At 39.8% G+C, this 20,571-nt stretch carries 17 protein-coding genes and 1 tRNA gene; 6 read left to right on the top strand and 12 right to left on the bottom strand.

What is annotated here, in order from left to right; genetic code table 11:
* Positions 1 to 292: 292 nt before the first annotated feature.
* Complete coding sequence (gene selD, locus JW794_00405; GenBank protein ID MBN2016590.1) at positions 293 to 2,491, bottom strand: selenide, water dikinase SelD; 2,199 nt, start codon at positions 2,489 to 2,491, stop codon at positions 293 to 295.
* Positions 2,492 to 2,632: 141 nt separating this feature from the next.
* On the opposite strand from selD, the gene JW794_00400 reads away from it, so the two are divergent.
* From JW794_00400 to JW794_00380, 5 genes are all read left to right on the top strand, one after another.
* Positions 2,633 to 3,262: a hypothetical protein gene (locus JW794_00400; GenBank protein MBN2016589.1), complete on the top strand. Its 630-nt coding sequence runs from the start codon at positions 2,633 to 2,635 to the stop codon at positions 3,260 to 3,262.
* 7 nt (positions 3,263 to 3,269) lie between these two features.
* Positions 3,270 to 3,881: a fumarylacetoacetate hydrolase family protein gene (locus JW794_00395; GenBank protein MBN2016588.1), complete on the top strand. Its 612-nt coding sequence runs from the start codon at positions 3,270 to 3,272 to the stop codon at positions 3,879 to 3,881.
* Between the two features lie 138 nt (positions 3,882 to 4,019).
* Positions 4,020 to 4,397, top strand: a complete 378-nt coding sequence (locus JW794_00390; protein MBN2016587.1) for a hypothetical protein — start codon at positions 4,020 to 4,022, stop codon at positions 4,395 to 4,397.
* A gap of 140 nt (positions 4,398 to 4,537) precedes the next feature.
* A complete protein-coding gene (locus tag JW794_00385) occupies positions 4,538 to 5,497 on the top strand; it encodes a cache domain-containing protein (protein ID MBN2016586.1) in 960 nt (319 codons plus the stop codon).
* A gap of 14 nt (positions 5,498 to 5,511) precedes the next feature.
* A complete protein-coding gene (locus JW794_00380) occupies positions 5,512 to 6,849 on the top strand; it encodes a purine/pyrimidine permease (protein MBN2016585.1) in 1,338 nt (445 codons plus the stop codon).
* A 5-nt stretch (positions 6,850 to 6,854) separates the two neighbouring features.
* Here the strand turns inward: JW794_00380 and JW794_00375 are convergent, their stop codons facing one another.
* Positions 6,855 to 8,360, bottom strand: coding sequence for a GNAT family N-acetyltransferase (locus JW794_00375; GenBank protein MBN2016584.1), 1,506 nt, complete (start codon positions 8,358 to 8,360; stop codon positions 6,855 to 6,857).
* A gap of 147 nt (positions 8,361 to 8,507) precedes the next feature.
* Positions 8,508 to 10,013 carry an ATP-binding protein gene (locus JW794_00370; protein MBN2016583.1) on the bottom strand — a complete coding sequence of 502 codons (1,506 nt, stop codon included), beginning with the start codon at positions 10,011 to 10,013 and terminating at the stop codon, positions 8,508 to 8,510.
* Positions 10,014 to 10,142: 129 nt separating this feature from the next.
* Here JW794_00370 and JW794_00365 point away from each other — a divergent pair, with 129 nt between their 5' ends.
* Positions 10,143 to 10,445 carry a ferritin gene (locus tag JW794_00365; GenBank protein ID MBN2016582.1) on the top strand — a complete coding sequence of 101 codons (303 nt, stop codon included), beginning with the start codon at positions 10,143 to 10,145 and terminating at the stop codon, positions 10,443 to 10,445.
* Between the two features lie 47 nt (positions 10,446 to 10,492).
* Here the strand turns inward: JW794_00365 and dinB are convergent, their stop codons facing one another.
* From dinB to JW794_00320, 9 genes are all read right to left on the bottom strand, one after another.
* Positions 10,493 to 11,578 (bottom strand): DNA polymerase IV, encoded by a 1,086-nt coding sequence (gene dinB / locus JW794_00360; protein MBN2016581.1) that lies wholly within the window; start codon positions 11,576 to 11,578, stop codon positions 10,493 to 10,495.
* A gap of 4 nt (positions 11,579 to 11,582) precedes the next feature.
* Positions 11,583 to 12,218, bottom strand: a complete 636-nt coding sequence (locus JW794_00355) for a hypothetical protein (protein ID MBN2016580.1) — start codon at positions 12,216 to 12,218, stop codon at positions 11,583 to 11,585.
* 38 nt (positions 12,219 to 12,256) lie between these two features.
* Positions 12,257 to 12,712 carry a GNAT family N-acetyltransferase gene (locus tag JW794_00350; protein ID MBN2016579.1) on the bottom strand — a complete coding sequence of 152 codons (456 nt, stop codon included), beginning with the start codon at positions 12,710 to 12,712 and terminating at the stop codon, positions 12,257 to 12,259.
* Positions 12,713 to 12,801: 89 nt separating this feature from the next.
* On the bottom strand, positions 12,802 to 14,733 hold the full coding sequence (gene selB / locus JW794_00345; GenBank protein ID MBN2016578.1) for a selenocysteine-specific translation elongation factor: 1,932 nt from the start codon (positions 14,731 to 14,733) through the stop codon (positions 12,802 to 12,804).
* Between the two features lie 4 nt (positions 14,734 to 14,737).
* Positions 14,738 to 16,123 carry an L-seryl-tRNA(Sec) selenium transferase gene (selA, locus tag JW794_00340; protein ID MBN2016577.1) on the bottom strand — a complete coding sequence of 462 codons (1,386 nt, stop codon included), beginning with the start codon at positions 16,121 to 16,123 and terminating at the stop codon, positions 14,738 to 14,740.
* 22 nt (positions 16,124 to 16,145) lie between these two features.
* Positions 16,146 to 16,239: transfer RNA gene (locus tag JW794_00335), tRNA-Sec, on the bottom strand.
* A gap of 31 nt (positions 16,240 to 16,270) precedes the next feature.
* The gene (locus tag JW794_00330) at positions 16,271 to 17,779 is read right to left on the bottom strand and encodes a right-handed parallel beta-helix repeat-containing protein (GenBank protein ID MBN2016576.1); all 1,509 of its coding nucleotides are present in this window, start codon (positions 17,777 to 17,779) and stop codon (positions 16,271 to 16,273) included.
* Between the two features lie 231 nt (positions 17,780 to 18,010).
* Entirely contained in the window at positions 18,011 to 18,193 is a 183-nt protein-coding gene (locus tag JW794_00325; GenBank protein ID MBN2016575.1) for a hypothetical protein, read from the bottom strand.
* Positions 18,194 to 18,493: 300 nt separating this feature from the next.
* Positions 18,494 to 20,571 (bottom strand): T9SS type A sorting domain-containing protein (locus tag JW794_00320; GenBank protein ID MBN2016574.1); only part of this gene is annotated, 2,078 nt, incomplete at its 5' end.

Below are 20,571 nucleotides of genomic sequence, written 5' to 3'. Positions count from 1 at the left end.
CAACATATCCTGCACCTTCAGGATCTTCAATCATAGAGTAATTATCATTGTCCCAGATGAGTATCTCTGCAGACAAAGCGAAAGTAGTTCCAATCATCAGCAATGCTAAAACTGCTGCAATTCTCACTATATATATTTTATTTTGCATTATGCCTCCGAATTATAGGAAAAGGTTACGTCGTCAGATAAAGATGTCAAGCAAACATGTAGCGCTTTCATTACCAAGCTGGGGCTTGATAACAAGATTATTTTTATAATTTTCGAGTCTATTCGTGCTAATATGCGGTTAATATTACACCACTCTAATCTTCGGCTGTAATCCTTCAACTACTTTACCAACTATCTGTGCCTTGATTATCCCAGTATCATGCAAGGTTTGAACTATGTCCTGTGCTTTATTTCCAGGTACGGCTGCGAGTAATCCTCCGGATGTTTGGGCATCGCATAGAACGATCTTCTGAACCTGCGAAAGTTGAGGACTCCACAGGACAACATCCTCGACAAATTTCATATTGGAAAGCGTTCCACCCGGAATAACATTTCCTGCTGCCAATTCAAAAACACCTTCAAGCACCGGAACCTTTTCAGCTATAATCTCAACTGCCGTATTACTCCCCAAAACCATCTCAGATAGATGTCCGATCAGCCCAAAACCTGTTATATCTGTACATGCATGAACAGGATATTTCTGGAGAACTTCGGATGCCAGCTTATTCAATCCGGACATCGTAGAGATAAGTAAATCCTTTTGTGCATCATCCAGCAAACCTCTTTTAAGTGCAGTCGAAAGAATGCCGGTGCCAATCGGTTTGGTTAAGATCAGTGCATCATTCTCTTGCAATCCTACATTCTTCCAGATTTTATTAGGATGAACACTACCAACAACAACCATTCCATACTTTGGTTCGGTATCCTCGATGGAATGACCACCGATCACATAGATACCTGCTTCCTGCGCTTTAGTCTGGGCTCCTTGAAGGATTTTCTCCAATACAGCCATCGGTAGTCTGTTCGACGGAAATGCAACAATATTGAGACCAAATAATGGCATTGCTCCCATTGCATAGATGTCACTCAATGCATTGGCTGCAGCGATAGCGCCGAATTCAAAAGGATCGTCAGCAATTGGTGTAAAGAAATCCAGCGTAACCACAAGTGCTGTTTCATCATTTATCTTATACACTGCCGCATCATCAGCAGTTTGTGTACCCACCAATATTTTTGTATCATCAGGGATGGGCAGGTTCTTTAAAATATCTTCAAGCAATGCCGGCTCGATCTTGCAAGCACAGCCCATGCCATGCGTATAGTGCGTGAGTTTGATCTCCTTTACTTCGTCAGTAACATCGGCTCGTGTTCCCTCCTGGAATTTGCCAATGACTTGTATGACTTCTTCAGCTGCTTTCTCAATCTCATCCTTTGTGGTGAATCGTCCTGTTGAAAAGCGTATCGTACCCATGGCATAGTCAAGGGGAACATCCATCGCTTCGAGTACTGCGGACACATCGATCTGGTCGGAATGGCACGCAGCTCCTGCCGATACTGCCACGTGTGACAGTTCGGAAAGAACGGTGTTAGCTTCCACGTTTCTGAACGAAAGACTGAGTGTGTTCGGCAGACGTTTTTCAGGATTCCCGTTCAATCGGAAATCCAATCCTGACTCCTCGAATTTCTGATGAAGTAAATCCCTCATCTCCTGCATGTGTTTCATATTGTTCTGCAGGTCTCTTTCAGCGATCTCACATGCTTTTCCGAGACCCACATCACATAAAATATTCTCTGTCCCTGCGCGCAAATTCTGCTCATGATCTGCACCATGAATGATCTTTTCCAGCTTCACGCCCCGTCTGATATAGAGTGCACCGATGCCTTTGGGTCCATATAACTTATGCCCTGCAATCGACAGCAGATCGACGTTCAGTTCATCAACATGTACCGGAATTTTCCCTGTTGACTGTGCAGCATCCGTATGCATAATAATATCGTGCGCATAAGCGATCTCAGCGATCTCGCGAATCGGCTGGATCGTTCCAACTTCGTTGTTTGCATGCATGATCGTGATCAGTATTGTTCTCGGAGTGATCGCCCGTTCAACATCATCCGGATTCACCATGCCGTACTCATCAACCGGAATATAGGTTATCTCAAATCCTTCCGATTTCAAGTATTCGCATACTTCGACAACTGCTGGGTGCTCTACTGCTGACGTAATAATATGATTACCGATTGATTTCCGCGCATGAGCAATGCCTTTGATCGCAAAATTATTGGACTCCGAACCACCGCTGGTAAAGATGATCTCATCAGGATTTGCATGCAAGAGCACTGCCACCTGTGCACGTGCCTTTTCAACGGCTTTGCGTGTTTGAACACCATACCAGTGCGAACTGGAGGGATTGCCGAAATATTCATCCAAAAAAGGTTTCATTGCCTCTGCCACTTCGGGCGCAAGAGGTGTGGTCGCATTATAATCGAGATAGATAGGTTTCATAATATTTGACAAAAAGATTCCTGAAAATTGTGTCAATAAAGTCAGTTACACATAATGAAGATTTGATCAGTAAAAAATAAATCGATCAAAGAAATTCAGTTTTCTGTCTCAATTCAACTAAAAAAAATTATGGTGCAAATTATGTATACGAATTCTAATCTTCGAAAATGGCAAACTGCTTCAGACGTGATTCATGGCTTCCTTAAGAGTGGCGAATCATTACTCTGGTCAGGTCAACCACTCAAAGGTTTACGACTACAAGCTAAAGATGTGTTTCTTATTCCATTTAGTATTTTCTGGTGCGGTTTTGCCATCTTCTGGGAACTTATGGCTCTGGGCATATTATTTCGTAAAAACAGCTTCGGAGGACCAACATCACTTGTATCAGGTATTTTCCCCTTGTTTGGTCTCCCCTTTGTTATCATCGGTCTTTACCTGTTGTTCGGCAGATTCATTGCTGATGCACTCCGGCGTAAAAAAACGTATTATGGCGTTAGTGAACAACGAATTTTAATAATTATAGGATCAGGTTCTCAAAAAGTAAAAAGTTACGATCTCAAATCCATCACAAACATAAACATGATCAAAAAAAGAGATGGATCCGGTACGATCACTTTCAGCGCTCCACAAGCAATTCCTGCCTATTCATCAAATACATCACGCCCTCGTCCGAACTGGAACGCTACTGCTATCTTTGAATTATTACCAAACGTGGTTGATGTGTATCAGATCATCGTAAAAGCACAACATAAAAGAAACGAAAATTTCTAGGTAAAACATGAATTATATACTCTTCAACGGCAAAAAGGTGCATCCTTCTAAGATCGTGTGCATTGGACAAAATTATATGGAACATATAAAGGAGCTGCATAATGAAGTACCGAAGCAACCGGTACTCTTCATTAAACCGAATTCATCCATTTCACATGAAATTCTTTCCAGCAACAATGATCTTATTCACTATGAAGGTGAAATTTCGTTTATCATACGTTCAAACAAATTGAAAGGTGTAGCATTTGGTCTGGACCTTACAAAGAGAGAGGTTCAGTCCGAGCTACGATCAAAAGGACTGCCATGGGAACGCTCCAAATCCTTTGACGGTTCAGCAGTGTTTAGTGAGTTTGTTATGTTCGAAGTTAATATACATGATCTGAGAATGGAACTCTCTATAAATGGCAGTTTGGTTCAGCAAGGCGGTTATGAGCTTATGATGAACAAGCCAGATGACATTTTACACGAAGCATCAACCTTTCTTTCGTTTGAGGATGGCGATATTATCATGACCGGAACCCCAAAAGGCGTTGGTCCTGTTCATGCAGGTGATACTTTGATCGGGAAGATATTTGATAAAGAAACATTATTAGTTGAGGGTAGCTGGGTGGTGAAGTAAAAAAGCTATACGCTATTTCATAAATAGTCAAACCCAAATCTTTTCGGATAATATTGACAATACTCTCCAACCTATATTCATACCTGTATAGTTGCTTTATTTCATCATGATATTAATCTAACATCGGAGGTCTCCGTCATGAAAGAACACATATCTAAAGGACTCAGGATCACGCTCCTGGTCTATGCAATTGTATCAATACTCTCAGGATTATTCCATATCATCAGCCCACAAACTGCCTATGCAGAGGGTAATGCAATCGAACGGGTCATGGGAGGAGCAATGCTTGCGTTTGCATTCGGCGCAGGGCTCACGTACTTCGACAGAACCTGGAAGAGTGTCAAAATCGTTGTCCTCATGCTTATTGCCTGGATGCTTCTTTACTCCCTTATCATGTTGTGGGGTGTCCTGGCTGGCGCGCTCAGGATTGAAGCTTTGCCCACGATCATTTTCGGTGCTGCAATTGCAATCTTTTTACTATTCCTGTATATTCGTGAGAGGAAACTTAATACATAAAACTATTCGGTTTTCAACCGTTGCGAAGAATTTCATCCATTCGCAAGGTTTCATAGAGTATTTGAGGATTTCTAAAAAATAAGAGGTTAGAGTCATTAAAAAATTGACATCTAATCATTGGATTTCTATTAAATCGTGATATGAAATCTTGTAATAAACTTATACAAATTACCTTTTCAAGATTCATCCCAAACATACATTTTATACATCCTATCGTTATTGCTTCCCTATTTCTTCTCTTTTCAGGCTGTACAGGAAAATATGACGAACTCGATGTCAGCATGTATCATTACCGGGACACAAAAAACCTAGTGAAATTCGTGTATGATGCTGCGAAAATCCTCGAAAAAGAGGGATTGGCTGGACTTGAATATTTTCATGAGAACAGGGAACATTTTCGAACGAAAGATACTTACCTTTACATTTATGATCTGGATTTCAATTGTGTATTTCATAGTGGCATGGAAAACCTGGAGAATCTCAATCTTTGGAGTATCATCGATAAAAATGGGAAAAAGGTAGCTGCATTAACATTCAAAGCCCTGGAAGATGAAACCAATCCGCACTCTTGGATTCACTATACATGGTGGGAGCCGGGAAAATTCTTCCCTGTACCGAAATCATCATGTCATTTCAGGGTAACAACTCCCGAAGGAAAGGAATATTGCGTTGGCGGCGGCATAAACTATCCGCAGGAAGAGCAGGAATTCATGCGCATCAATGTCGATAATGCTGCTGAACTCATAGAAGAAAAAGGTCATGATGCATTCGATGAAATATCTGACCCTACTTCTGAATATAATTATCGGGAAGTAAGTATTTTTGCCTTTGGACCTGACGGGAAAATATTGATCTCACCTGTATTGGAGGACAGTCTTGCAAAGATCGAACTCCTGGAATGCACTGACGAAGTTGGCAATAAACCATTCGTAAAAGCAGTAAACGAATTGCAGACAAACGACAGTGTTTGGGAAGTGTTCCTCGCAAAGAACAGATTCAGACGAGAGCTTGTGAAAAAGTGTATGTATATCCGTAAAGCAGTATATGGCGATGAGATCATATATGTCGGTGCTGTTACAGACCTGCCCAATCCGCCATAATCACCGGAGAGATAATGACTCAAAAACAAAGAAAATATGAATATTCTGTAAACGAAGTTCCACCACCAGGTCAACTGTTCGTCCTTTCAATCCAGCATGTGATGTTAATGGTCATGTCGCTTTGTCTTCCCATTCTTTTCTGCAGTCAGCTCAGCGCATCCATGGAATTTACGGCTTCATTGATTTCTTTATCGATGATCGCTGTAGGAGTAGGTTCGATCATCCAATCGGTCGGCATTCCCTATATCGGCTCGAAATACTTGTGTCCGAACCTATGCGGACCATCATATTTTAGTCTTTCACTCTCTGCAGCATGGTTTGGCGGACTTCCGCTTATGCGCGGACTTATCATCGTGGCAGGTTTTGTGGAAGTAGCACTTGCACCAATCGTTCAAAAGTTGAGAAAAGTTTTCCCCACCTATGTTGTCGGACTGGTGGTCGCAATGGTTGGTGTGAGTATTATCAAGCTTGGAACAACATCTGTTTTTGGACTTGCCTATTACGGAGATGCAATTCGAAGTGTTGATATCCTTATCGGTGTGATCAGTTTGCTTATTATGGTTTTGAGTAATATTTGGGGAAAGGGATTCCTTAAAATGTACTGCCTGCTTGTTGGTATGGTCTTGGGTTGGGCACTTGCACTCATTCTTGTACCCGAATACTGGTATAATCTTCTTGCAATAAAGAACAGTCCGACCTTCGCGCTTCCCTCTTTCGGTCCGGAATTCAAGAGAATTACGATCGATCTAAAAATGCTCATCCCCTTTATTGTGATCGCGATCAGCGGATCATTGAAGTCCTTTGGCAATCTGCTTGCAGCGCAGAAAATCTCTGAGCCCGAACTCAAAGAAGTGAATTTTACTCCTATCAGAAAGGGTTTAATAGCAGACGGCTTGTCAACTGCATTTGCCGGACTGATCGGCGGTATGGCTGTTGATACATCCTCCAGTAATATCGGTCTTGCAGGTGTCACAAAAGTGGTGAGTCGCTGGATCAGTGTGGTAGCAGGTGCGATCTTTATCATCCTGGCATTTTTCCCGAAACTTATTACTGCACTTTCCCTAATTCCCAAACCGGTTCTCGGTGCTTCGATTGTTTTTTCCGGCTGCTTTATGATATGCACCGGTTTGAAGGAGATGTTCAGCCAGAAATGGGATACACGAAAAACCTTTGTTGTTGGGATCTCACTTATCTTTGGATTGAGTACAGCAATGCTCCCGGAACTTTATGCACGTTCACCGGAACTCATCAAGACATTCTTTACCGATCCCCTGCCAACCACAACAATTCTTGCAGTGTTGCTGCACCAGGTGTTCAACCTGGATAGACTATTCAAGAAAGAAGAAGAATAGCACTCCTACAACCTGTTCGAATCACACTGTTTAACATACTCTTTTAATTCCTTAGCAAACTCAGATTCACACATAATTTTATCATAATCGATAGGAACATTGTTAAGATACTGAAGCAGGAGATACTGTTTATCATCATCGGGTAATACGCCTGAGAAGAAGAATCCAAGCATTTCCAGTTGAGGAACGAATTTCATAAGATTTCTATCACACATATCCAGACGAAGATCAATTATTTCAATCCTTTTCAGGCACAAGTCTCTAAGCCGGTACTTAATCTCTTCAAGAAAATTATTGCCAATTGAATTCACAATAAAACTTGCAATCCCGGCTGATTCTACGACATCAACTTCCACATCAGACTGAACCACCGTACTCTTATCTTCGTCAATACCCTCAAGTGTCTGAACATCTGCATTGATCCCGAGATGTTTATATATTTTCTCAATAATGCTTTTATGATGAATCGGTACAAAGACCTGGACATCCTGGGGAATTAACATCTTATACATAAGCACCAATGTCTCACGCTGTGTACATTGATTTTCCATACTTTTAAAGGATCGTGGCGGATCAAGACCGATACGCAAACCAGCAGATTTGTAACCAATACCGAGAAGTGCTTTTTGTGAATATGGATGAACTGTTACGGCATCAGCATAGATACCTTTAACACCTCTTTTCATAACTTGGTTTTCGAGAAATTCACTCAGATGTTTCATGCATCCCTGTCTGCGGAATTTTGGTTTTGTGAATGCCATGCCCAGCTCAGGAATCTTTTTCTTTCTTCCAAAAAACTCAAGTGCAATATGTCCCAGCACTTCATTATTTAAATCTGACACCGCAACGGCAGAGATAAGTTCACCTGTTTTATTCATTTCAATAAGACGTTCAGGATAATAGATATTTTCCATCAAATATGTATAACCATACGCTCTATAAGCACATTGCGATATCTCGACTGCCTGACTTGGCTGCAGAAGCATCGTATGGAAAGGAATTCTCACAATTTCTTTTTTCGCCACAAATTCAGGTTCATCATACGCTTCCATTTGAGAGGTTTTAAGATATTCATCGATATGCTTCTGATCAATAAATTTTACAAGCTGGACTTCTTTACCCCCATAACCCAAATTATGAAATGATATTTTATCAACACTTCCCTTCATTAACCTGAAACCAAGCCCTACCTGCTCATCTCCATCAAGAGATTTCTCAGCCGAGAAATCCTTTACACGATCAGGATCAAAAGGTAATCCTTTATCTCGGATGATAACCTTGAATTCAATTGGTGTTAATTCACAAATGACATCAAAGTGCTCTTTTTGTTCAGGTAGGAATGCGTGTTTTACAACATTTGTAACTGCTTCCTCAACAGCAACGCTGAAAAATGTAATATCCTTTTGAGAGAATTTGGCAATGCGTGCAAGTTCATTTATAAACGCCTGTATTGCCGCAAGGTATGCCAGGTCCGCTGGTACATGTAGTGTCGATATTTTTTTAAGTTTCATTGAACCTCCAAATGTAAAAAAAAGGATATATGTAGAAATACATTTGTCAAGGACTGTAACATTTATTATTGTGTATAAAATTCTACGTGTCAATAACGCGTTAACTCTTAAACTTGACTGCTTAGCTTAGCGATAATTACTGAAACTTCACTTCTGATTCGGATCACATTCCTGAACGTATTTTCCAAGCTCCTGGGCAAAATCAGAAACAAGTACAATCTTAGAATAATCAATAGGAACATTATTAAGATACTGAAGGATGAGAAACTGCTTCTTATTACTAGGGAACACCCCAGAAAAGAAAAAGCCTAGCGATTCGAAATCCTCAATATATTTTACTGAATTTTCATCGCAGAGATCGATATAAAGATTTACAGTCTCAATCTTTTTCTGACAGAGTTCTTTCAATCGCTGCTTGATCTCAAGTTTGATATTATAACCACTGTCATTGATATATATATTCCCAAAATTAAGAGTATCCTTCACTTCGATTTCCACATCAGACTGTATCATATCTTTCTTCTTCTTTTTTGAAGAGTCCGTTGTATTCAGATGCGCATCGATCTCAATATTCTTATAAATCTTCTCTATTATCTTTTTGTGATGCATTGGTATATATATTTCTACATTTTGCTCTAAGAGTTTTTTATAACTTAGGACAAGTGTTTCCCGCTGGACTCCCTGATCTTTCATACCCTCGAATGTTTTCGGAGGTGATAATCCAATGAGTATTGCGGCATCTTGGAAACCACTTCTAAGTAATGCTTTTTGCGAAAAGGGATGTGTTGTAACTCCTTTTGCATACATACCTTTGATCATTTTATCTTTTGCTTCCAATTCAAGAAACTCATTCAAGGATATCATAGCACCCTGACCTCGGAATTTCGGTTTGGTAAATGCCATTCCCAGTTCAGGTGTATCCCACTTTTTACCAAAACGCTCCAACGCACAATGACTCATTGCTTCGCCAGTGTCATCACATACAGCAACAGCTGAGATAAGTTCACCAGACTTGGTCATTTCGATCAGTCGTTCAGGATAGTAAATATTTTCCATAATATATGTGTAGCCATAGGTTCGATAAGCACATTGTGATATCTCGATCGCCTGATCTTTCTGGAGGAGTTCCACATGGTATGGAATCTTCACTCTTTCTTCTTTTGATTTATATTTCGGCTGTTCGAATGCCTGCATTTCAGATTTTTGGAAATACTTTTCGACATGTTTTTGATCTACGAATTTAACAAGGTGAACTTCCTTACCACCATAACCCATATTATGAAATGAAAGCTGGTCGACACTACCCTTCATGAGTCGAAATCCAAGACCTACCTGTTCGTCGCCTTCCAATGATTTTTCTGCAGAGAAATCCTTCACTTGAGTAGGATCAAAAGGCATTCCTTTATCCTTGATAATGACCTTGAATTCAACTGGTGTCAACTCGCAGATAACATCGAATGTTGCTTCTTCATCAGGAAGAAATGCGTGCTTAACAACATTTGTGACTGCTTCTTCAACTGCAACGTTAAAGAACGTAATATCCTTTTGCGAGAACTTTGCGAGACGGGCAAGTTCATTGATAAATGCCTGAGCTGCCGGCAAGTATGCCAGGTCAACCGGCAAATGTAATGTCGATACTTTCTTGATATCCATTGGACCTCCGAATAAAAAAAAGATTTGTTTGAAACATTTCATGTCAAGGTCTATGGATTTTTTTGAAAATTTCTTGCATCAAGAGATAATGTTTTTATAGTATAGTAAAATATTAATCAGGAGGATATAATGGCAAACAGTACTCATGAAGATATTCGTGAACTTTCACAAGTAACATTAAATATGAGCCGTGCCCTCAACTCCCTAATCGAGGAATTGGAAGCAATCGACTGGTATAATCAACGAGTGGATGTATGCGATGATGATGAACTTGCATCAATACTTGCGCACAATCGTGATGAAGAAAAGGAACACGCTGCAATGCTTATGGAATGGATTCGCAGACAGGATCCTGCCTTTGATCATGAACTGAAGGACTATTTATTTACCGAAGGTTCGCTTAGTGAAATCGAACACGAGCATCACGAATAATTCTTAAAAAAAAATTGTATAATTACGCCCTCTTCTGAGGGCTTTTTTTATAATTGCAAGGTAAGCTGGTATGGGAGATTGACCTCGTCAGTTTCCAGTTTTGAAACGCTGATACCGAGTAATCGAACACTGCATTTATTAACCAGTGTTTCATCGAGTAGATTGCACACGGTTTGTGTGATAATCTCTTTATTCATCGTTGGTTTTTGCAGTGTTCGGCTTCTTGTCGCCTGATAGAAATCGGGATATTTGATCTTAAGTGTAATCGTCCGTCCGGCGACATTATGTTTCTTCATTCTTTCTTCAATTTTCTCAGCACATGAGGTAAGATACTCTTTCATTTCATTGATATCATCGATATCTGTCGAGAAGGTGTTTTCATGCCCAATCGATTTGATGTCTCTCTCAGGAGTAACCTGCCTTTTATCAATTCCCCTTACAATGTAGTAATAATATTCACCGGTTTTCCCAAAATGTCTTATCAGCTCTTCAAGAGATTGCGCTTTTAGATCTCTACCCTTTAGTATGCCGAGTATCTGCATTTTCTTTTCCGTCACCTTGCCAATGCCATAGAATTTTCCAATCGGAAGCCCCTCCAGAACTTCTTTTGCTTTATCTGGAGGAATAACAACTAATCCATCCGGCTTATCCATATCAGAAGCGATCTTAGCCAAAAACATATTGTATGATACACCAGCAGATGCAGTGAGTTTAGTTTCTTGGAATATCCTCTTTTTTATATCCTTTGCAATGAGTGTTGCTGATTTCATTCCGAGTTTGTTATAGGTTACATCAAGATATGCCTCATCGATCGAGACCGGTTCAACGAGATTGGAATAATCATCAAATATTTTCCGTATTTGTTTGGATATCTTGCTGTAAACCTCGTACCTTCCATGAATGAAGATCGCATGAGGACATAACCGGTAGGCGACAGCACTTGCCATTGCAGAATGAATACCAAATTTCCGCGCCTCATATGAACATGTGGCGACAACTCCCCTACTATTCGGATCACCGCCGACAATGAGCGGTTTTCCTTTGTAGGCAGGATTATCCCTTACCTCGACAGCTGCAAAGAAAGCATCCATGTCAATGTGAATGATCTTCCTGATTGGCTGTTCTGTTTTTATGTCTCTATCTAACATGCGTTCTCAATATTTCAGGATTTTGATAATCATTATTATCAACTACTATATCTGCAATTTGATTTGGATGGGCTTCATGGAGATAAAGTTGCTGACCCGGAAAATATCGCTGTTCATATCTCATCTTGAGAACATGTTCATCACCAAAATAGTCGATATCTCTTTCCAGAGCTCTTTTTAATGCTGTCTTAAAGGATACTTCAAGAAATATACATAGATCCCAATAATGGAATAATTCTTTTCTAAGAAGGAAAATTCCATCGAAAAGCAGTATAGGGTTATCTTCAGCTATGATATAATTCTCATTGGTTTTAGTCTTTGAACGATAATCATAAATGCTCGTGAGAATGCTTCTATTTTTACTTCTTATTAATGGTTGAAGGAGAAGTTTTTTAAGAGATTCATAATCAAATGAATCCTCATAATAACCAACAGGTGAGAGCTTTCCCTTACGAAGTCTGATCTCTTCAGGATTGTGAAATCCATCGATCGATGCACGTATGATCTGTCTACTGGTTTTACTTTTTAGATAATTTGCTAAATCATCTGCAAAGATCGTTTTGCCCGAAGCATCGATGCCGTCAATTGCAATTTTATAGGGAGAAATAACTTTAGCTGATTCAATATATGCAGTGATCTTTGCAAATATCTCATCCCTTTTCTTCACGAATCCAGCTCCATTTCAAGAAGAACACCAATTTGTTTAAAACCAAATTTCTCGTAAAATGAAATAGCTTCTTTATTTGTGAATTCCGTACTCACTTCGAGCTCCACGCATCCCTTTTCATGTGCCATTTCAACACCTTTCTCTACGAGTAATTTCCCAATTCCCTGTCCTCTGAAACCTTTGTGAACAACAAGTTCTTCAATACAGGCAGACAATCCATAATGCAAAAGCGACTGATGATAAATGACATAGATCATACCAACAATTGATCCTTGTTTCTCTGCAATGAGTATCGAATGTTCATCCGAAAAAACCTTTGCAAGATTGTGTTCAATCATCATTTGATCAAGTCCTTCATTGTTTGATATCGTGTTATATAATTGCAGGAGAAGTTCCTTTATGTAAGGTATATCACGAATTTCAGCTTGTCGAACTTCTACTTTATCAGACATTGCGCACCTCATACGATTGATTGATTAAAAAAGAATGTTTGTAATATATCTCCCCTGTTTTTCATACGTCAAATGTTTTTAATTGAAGATCACTTTAATACTGTTTTTCCCTTCTCGGTCAAGACACGAAAGTCACCTTTACGTATTGTCAAACCGAAATCATCAAAATAAGAAAGGAGCAAAAGGCATATCTTTCTGTTTGCATCCAATCGGTCACGGAAATCTGCAAGGATAAGTTGATCTTTTTCCTTAAAATGATCAATAAGTGCATGTTGCGCTTGATGTATAATATCCGCATGAATGAACGATCCTTCAATAATCACGATCTTCTTATTCTCTACAAGATAGTTAAGAATGTCCTGCAACCTCTTAGAACTGATGGCTTTTTTACCTGCATACTCATTAATTTCACTCATCAAAGGAACTTTCATTCCTGATTGTAGGATGAATTGCTCGATAAGGTTAATTTTATCCGTATCCTCTTCTGCAATATTAACATTCGATTGGGCAAGAGTAAATGTTCCCTCGAATTTTTTAAGTATATCAGCATCGATCAATTGGATGATCAGATTGTTCAGATATGATTCATCTTGCTTCTGGAATCGTAACAGACTTGTAAGTTCCTCGAATGTTTTACCCCGTTTTATAAAAGGATTTTCCTTATGAAACTTTGAAAGAATGCTTGTTATTCTTTGTGTAAGTTCCTTTTCCTTTTCATTATGAACCAACAGGATTTCTTTCCCGATTTGTTTTATAGCAATGTCTTCAGGAAGCGAATATTGGGCGATCTTTTCGATTTCATCTGATGGCATATTTGTTATCTCTGCAAGCAAAAGTATCGAAACCGGAAATGATCTTTTTCTGACTTCGGCTGCAACGAAAGCCGGCAATCCTCCATAAGCTATGGTGCTAAGATGCTGCACTACTTTCTGCGTTCTCCGTTTATGATGAAGCGGATATGCATCTAATACTTTCCCGCCGCCGAGTGTCATATCGCCTGAAGTACTTCTTATAATGAATGCATCACCATAAATCGGAAAGCATTCTTTTTCAAAATGTATCTGCACAAGCCCTGTTTCACCTTCTTTGAGGATATCTTTGTCCATGAGATGTACTCTCACCTGGTCTTCAAATGTCCCCATCAGGAAGAGTACAGTATTCCATGTCTCGAGCGATCTGTCGTGTTCAAAGAGCGTAACTGTTGCGTCGATCATTTTCGTAGGTTTGATCATCCTTTCAGAGATGAGCATTCCTTTTTGGAAATCCTTGATATCGAGTCCGACAATATTTAAAGAAGCTCTTTGACCTGAAACCACTTCATCTACCTCTTTTCCATGATGCTCCATCTTTCGGATACGCAGTTCTTTTCCGCCAGGTAACAGGTATAATGAGGTATTCTTTGTTGCTCTTCCTTGCAGAACCGATCCGTTTATGACAGTGCCGAATCCTGCAACGGTGAAGATCCTATCAATATACATCCTGAAGAACAATCCTGATGATCGGGATTCGATATGATCTATAAGATTTGATATTACCTGAAGCAACTCCTTTATTCCTGTATTATCTTTTACTGATGTTCTAATGATCGGTGCATTTTCAAGGAACGTGCCTGAAACGAACTCGCTGATCTCAAGTTCGACAAGTTCTAATATCTCCTCATCCACTGTATCGCTTTTTGTTAACGCAATGATCCCATCTTTAATACCGAGAAGTTCCATAATATGGAGATGCTCTTTTGTCTGCGGCATGATGCTGCTGTCTGCTGCAATAGTAAAGAGCACAAAATCGATCGTGCTTGCACCGGATATCATCGTATTTATGAAATCCTTATGCCCGGGCACATCGATTATACCGATACTGTTTCCATTTGACAGATCGAGATGGGTAAAACCAAGGTGGATCGTAATACCTCTATTTTTCTCGTCTTTATGTGTGTCGCAGTCAAAATTGGTTAATGCTTTGATAAGCGCTGTTTTACCATGGTCAACATGACCGGCAGTACCCATTATTAAGTGCTTCATAATTCTATATCATGATCTCTATTAGATTTTTTGCGATGATTTCAAATTGCTCCTCTGTTAAGGTGAACACATCAAAAAGTAGATTGCCTTCGCGAAGAATACTAAGGATTGGTTCATCTAATTGAAGGAGCTTACGCTGGACGTTTTCAGCACTCAGTTTCGATGATGAAAGGTCAAGTTGAACAGCATAACTCGAAATTTTTAGTTGAGGAAGCGTTCCTCCACCACATCGTGCAGTATTCTCAATGAATTTATTCGGAATGTTATTTTTTATAAGTAATCTTGAGAAAATTTGCGCTTTCTTTTCGATTTCCTCTTTAGTTTGATGAAGCATCCTGAATACCGGAACATGCTCAAGAAGGTCTTCATCACGAAGATAACATCGAAGTACCGTAGATAATGCTGCAAGCGTTATTTTACCAACACGCAGAACTCTCATCAAAGGAGATTTCCTTAGCTTATGAATATACTCTTTCTTACCTGCAATAATTCCTGCTTGAGGACCACCAAGCAATTTATCACAGCTGAACATTACAAGATCAGCACCGGACTGAAGTGCTGCATGAACATCCGGCTCTGTTTCAAGCGGAAGTCCTTTTGGTTTTTTCAGTAATCCCGAACCCATATCATAGATACACATTACACCATTTGCATGTGCTAGCTGAGCAAGTGCTTCGATCTCAACTTCATCAGAGAATCCTTCAATATAATAATTTGATTTATGTGCTTTGAAAAGTACCGCTGTTTTCTCTATTATTGCATCTTCATAGTCAGAAATATGAGTTCTGTTCGTGGTTCCAACCTCGATCATCTTTGCACCACTTTGTTTCATAATGTCGGGAATACGGAATGAACCACCAATCTCTATAAGCTCCCCACGTGAAATAACCGCTTCTTTTCTGTTGGAAAATGTTTTCAAAGAAAGAAAAACACCAGCAGCATTGTTGTTCACAACAATTGCATCTTCAGCACCGGTTATAAATGTTACAATATCCCTAATATGTACTTCTCTATGACCACGTTTTCCTTTATCGCAATCAAATTCAAGGTTGGAATATCCTTTAATGATCCGTGCAACTTCTGCTGTCAGCACATCTCCAAGCGGTGCACGTCCCAGGTTAGTGTGAAGTGCTACACCTGTCGCATTGATCATCGGTTTTAATGATGCTGAACCTATATAACGAATGCCATCCATAATCATCTTATGTATGTGTTTATTAGATGGTACATTTTTACCTTTAAGAACATTCTCACGTATATTATCAAGAACACTACGGATTGAAAAGACGGTTAGTTTTTCTCCAAATTCATGTATTAAATATTGTATATTTGCTTGTTTCAATAAGGTATCCACCCCCGGGATTTTTCTGAATTCGTTCTTTTCGTCCATAGTCTATCCTTTATAAAAAAAATGGCCGAGAGGGCAGGAATCGAACCTGCCATGGACGGTGTTATCCGCGCACTACTGGTTTTGAAGACCAGCTGGAACACCAGTTCCTTCCTCTCAACCGAAAGAAATTATGTTTTAGAAGTGACGTTATCTCATAAAGATCATTGATCTCGTTTGAGAAATAGTTTCTCCTTGAATTCGATAGAAGTAAACTCCGCTTGCTACAGCTTTATCATGCTGATCGAGACCACTCCACTGGACCGAACCTTCACTATCATCAACATTATATTGTTTCACCACATCACCTTTAACATTATAGATTGTGATTACGGCATTTTCAGTTTGTTTTGGTAATGAGTATGAAATTGTGGTTGAACCTTTAAATGGATTCGGATTGTTCTGAGTAATATAGATCAAATTTTCATGCGGATCATCGATAGAAACTTCATGATAATAATACAAGGCACCCATATCAGCTCTGGTTCCATCAGGATCGGGAGGTGATGTCGGATCGCCAGTATCAATACATGGTGAGGTTTCCTGCAAACTCCAATCTGCTGCAAGACCATCATAGGCAATACCATCTCCAGCTGTTGAATTTACGAATTGAGGATCATCACTGATATTACCTGTACCTGAATAACCGCCGGAAATACATGAATAATTTACAAAAGGATTACCGCTGAAGGTCGTGAAAATCAAACCATCATGAATGATGATAGTATTAAGAACATCAGGATAAGAAGATAGTATATAGATACATGCATAGCTTCCAGAATTATTGGCAATTGTGTTATTGATAAGTGATACATCCGAGCCATTCTTCAGCCCGATCGCGCCGGCAAACATCGCTTCATTATTCACAATGATATTATGCGATATTTCAACAGGTGCGTTATCGAGAGCTATTCCACCGGATAGTACTGAGCTGGAGTTATTTGCTATCATATTACCTTCGATAAGCACATCTGTAGCATCAACAACATTGATCGCCGGACCTTTCTGCGATGTATTTGTATTCTCATAGAAAATACTGTTCAGAACATCTACAACTGAGTTATCAATATCAACAGCACTGGATGTAGCACCGGTAAAATAGCAATGATCGATGATATTCGCTTCCTGGCTGTCCTGGATAAGGATTCCTTGCCAGGTATCGTCGGTTGAGAAATTAACAAAACCACGTTCAGATCCAACTGCTTCAATCCTACCTTTTACTTTTATATTACTGCCGTTATTCACAACAATATTCGTATTTGGTTCAACAGAAAGAACGGTTCCTGTCGGAATGGTAACATTCCCGGTGACAGTATATGTTCCATACGTTGGTGACCATGTTCCGGCTAGTTCTCCGGATACATTTGATGGACTGAGTACTGTGATAAAATCTTCCTGAGTGAGTTCATCGCTTTCTGTCCCTTCATAGACCGTTAATGAGACGTCATATGATCCAACTGCAGTATAAGTCCAGAAAGGATTTTCATCATGGCTATCTATGGTTCCGTCTCCATCAAGATCCCAATCCCATGCGTCCGGATTTCCAGATGAGTTACTGGTGAATTGAACGGTCAGTTCAGGTGGTCCTTGATAGAGATTGGCATCAAAGTTGGCATACAAACCCAAAGATTGTATTGCATCGTAGAGTGCTGAACTCACATTACTAATAGCATTATCTCCATAATATAACTTATATTCTCCACCAATAACAGCAAAGAATGGAATGTATCCGTTACCATATTGACCATAATAAGGATCGATATCATACGAATAAAAATATGTTGCTCCATAGGAAGTCCAGTTTGTCTCGGATAGAATGTAGCAATGACCGGTTCCCTGGTAGTTTTGCCAAATAGTTTCTAATTGCGGCGCCGCCGAAATACAGCCACCTCAACCAGTACCTCCCCAAAAGAACACTATTGCTTTCTGAGCATCGATAAGGTCATAAATATTGTGGGACGTGCCTGTGTTATCAGTCCAGCTGAAATTTGACACAACATCACCGACCTGGTATGCTGCAAAAGCTGTTGAGGTGAGCATAACAAATAAGATAAGAACAGCTATTTTTTTCATCTGCTCCTCCTGCTTTTATTTAAGTTCATTTCAAAATACCCCAAAAAATTGTCAAATTTTTCTGGTTATAAATACACAATGAAATTTCCTCCATTTTGATGGGATAAAAGCTTTATTTACAGTGCTTTGCCAACCTTCGAATGTTTCCGATTTATCGGAATCTTCGGAGTGTTGAAATTGGTGAGTTCCCCAATTAAAACACTCGGATGTCCTAACAAGTTCGGACAATCAGAGGTTTTATATAAAAATGAGCAGGATGTTGTATCCTGCTCTACGAGTGTTTGCTTTATTAGTTTTATCTTATCTCATCAGAATAAGTTTTTGTGTTCTTTCAATATTATCCGTTTTGACTTTATAGAAATAGATGCCATTTGAAACGCTCTTACCTGAATTATCTTTTCCATCCCACGTAGCGTGTCCTTCAGTATGAGTATCTGTAACTGTATCCAATGTTTTTACGAGCTGACCCCTCACGTTATAAATGGTTACTTTTGCATTTTCAACACCGGCTGAAGCTGAGAACTGGATTTGAGTGTGTGAGAAGAAAGGATTGGGAATATTGTAAAGAGTCATATTTACTTCAGGTTGTGGCTGTGGATCTGTTGATAAGACCAAGCCATCAAAGTCAATTTTAAATGAACAATAAACCATTTCGCCGCCTGTTGCGGGACCCATGCTATTGATCGAGCTACCATAGTCATTATCATCAAAGAAGTACATATCAATTCTTCCCCAGCCACCACCGAGATCTTTAATTGTAGCATTAATGTAGGGGTACATGGTGATCATGTTTCCAAATTCTGGGTATACACTACTGTAAATATCTGAAAGTTCAATTGGCGCACTCCAGTTCTCACCGTTATTTATAGTTGCAGATACATGAAGAATTGGATGAGTTGCATAGTCGTCATATCCTGGAATTCCATTTTCAGCATAAAGCGTTTTTGTGCCGCTATTCCAAACTTGAACCATCCAGGGCTGTGTCAGACAAGCAGCATTGCGTTGCGAATTTTCGTGAAAACCAACATCATTAGAAATTGCAAATGGATAATCACGCCAAGGATAAACTAAAGTATCACCACTTATGGGATCAATTTTCCAAGGAACACTCATACCACTCCACGCATCCCAACCAGGCAGGTTTGGAACATTACGAATTTCCCAAGTTCCATCGGTTTTATATACAACCTCGCCTTGGTATTGGAATTCGTAATAAGGCCAATATGAGGCACTACCAGCCACTCCGTCAACAGAACATATCCAGAAGAGTTCAGGTAGATGCATGTTTCCTTCACAGTCAAATAATGTTGTTCTGTGGGTTGAGTGTTGGTTACCGGGCCAACCAATCCAGACATGAAGTGAATCAATAAGCACATCGTCAACGGTAAATCCGGGAATGTTTTCTACAGCATAAACCACATATTCATTTAGCATTCCAACATCAGTTTCATAAAAATGCAAATTGTCGTATGACCAGGTTTCACCACCATCATAACAATCCCAAACATACCAACCCTGCGGGACAATTTCACCACCGATTAATCCATTGGTATATCCAGCATAACCAAATATTGCGACATGTCCGGCATTATAAGGATCAACAGCAAAAGATGGGTAGGGACGACAGGCAATACCTAAATCCGGGTTTGACCAGTCGCGCGAAATATTTACCGGCCCACCCCAATTGTTCTTGTCCAGCATGATAGTAAGATCACCATACACCCAGTCATCTTGAGGGACATCGATCCAGCGAATGATATCATGTTCGATTTCACCATCAGGATTTTGTTGGCTGGTTTGATAGACACGGTAGTTTCCACTGGTTGCATAGTCCGGCGCCATTCCAATAAATGTATATGGCCAGATATACTCGTCAACATAAGGAATTGGCTGATCAAATCTTACAGGAGTTTTCCAAAATCCAGGAATGTGTAAGAGGGCGTAATCGTCATAAGAAAGGAGTGTGTTTGTATCTTCGGGAGTACTAGAACCTAAAATGTCGTGCCAGGTCCCAATTGGATCACCTGAAGCTGGATGCATGGTTATACCAGGATAACCCTGCCAAGTGTCAGAAGTAGTAATTGTAGCATATTCTATTGCACCATTTGGATAGACATATGCCCAATATACTCTTCGGTTATCAGTCGTGTTAGGACGACCATGAAAGAGAAAATAAACACCGCCAAAGATGTCTGGTTGACATACAAGGGGACGACCACAATAGCTACCCGGCATATAGTCATAGTAGTTAGTGAAGCCTGTGAGTGTTGTGGGAGCTTGGATGAATTCCCAATTAGGAACGTCATAGTTGTTATCATTTCGAGTTTGAGAGGTAAGCTTGAGATGCTTCGGCTCATCTTGCGGAATATAAACCTTAT

Source organism: Candidatus Cloacimonadota bacterium (genome assembly GCA_016932035.1).
GTDB lineage: Bacteria > Cloacimonadota > Cloacimonadia > JGIOTU-2 > JGIOTU-2 > Celaenobacter.
This window is presented reverse-complemented; position numbering and strand designations above follow the sequence as displayed.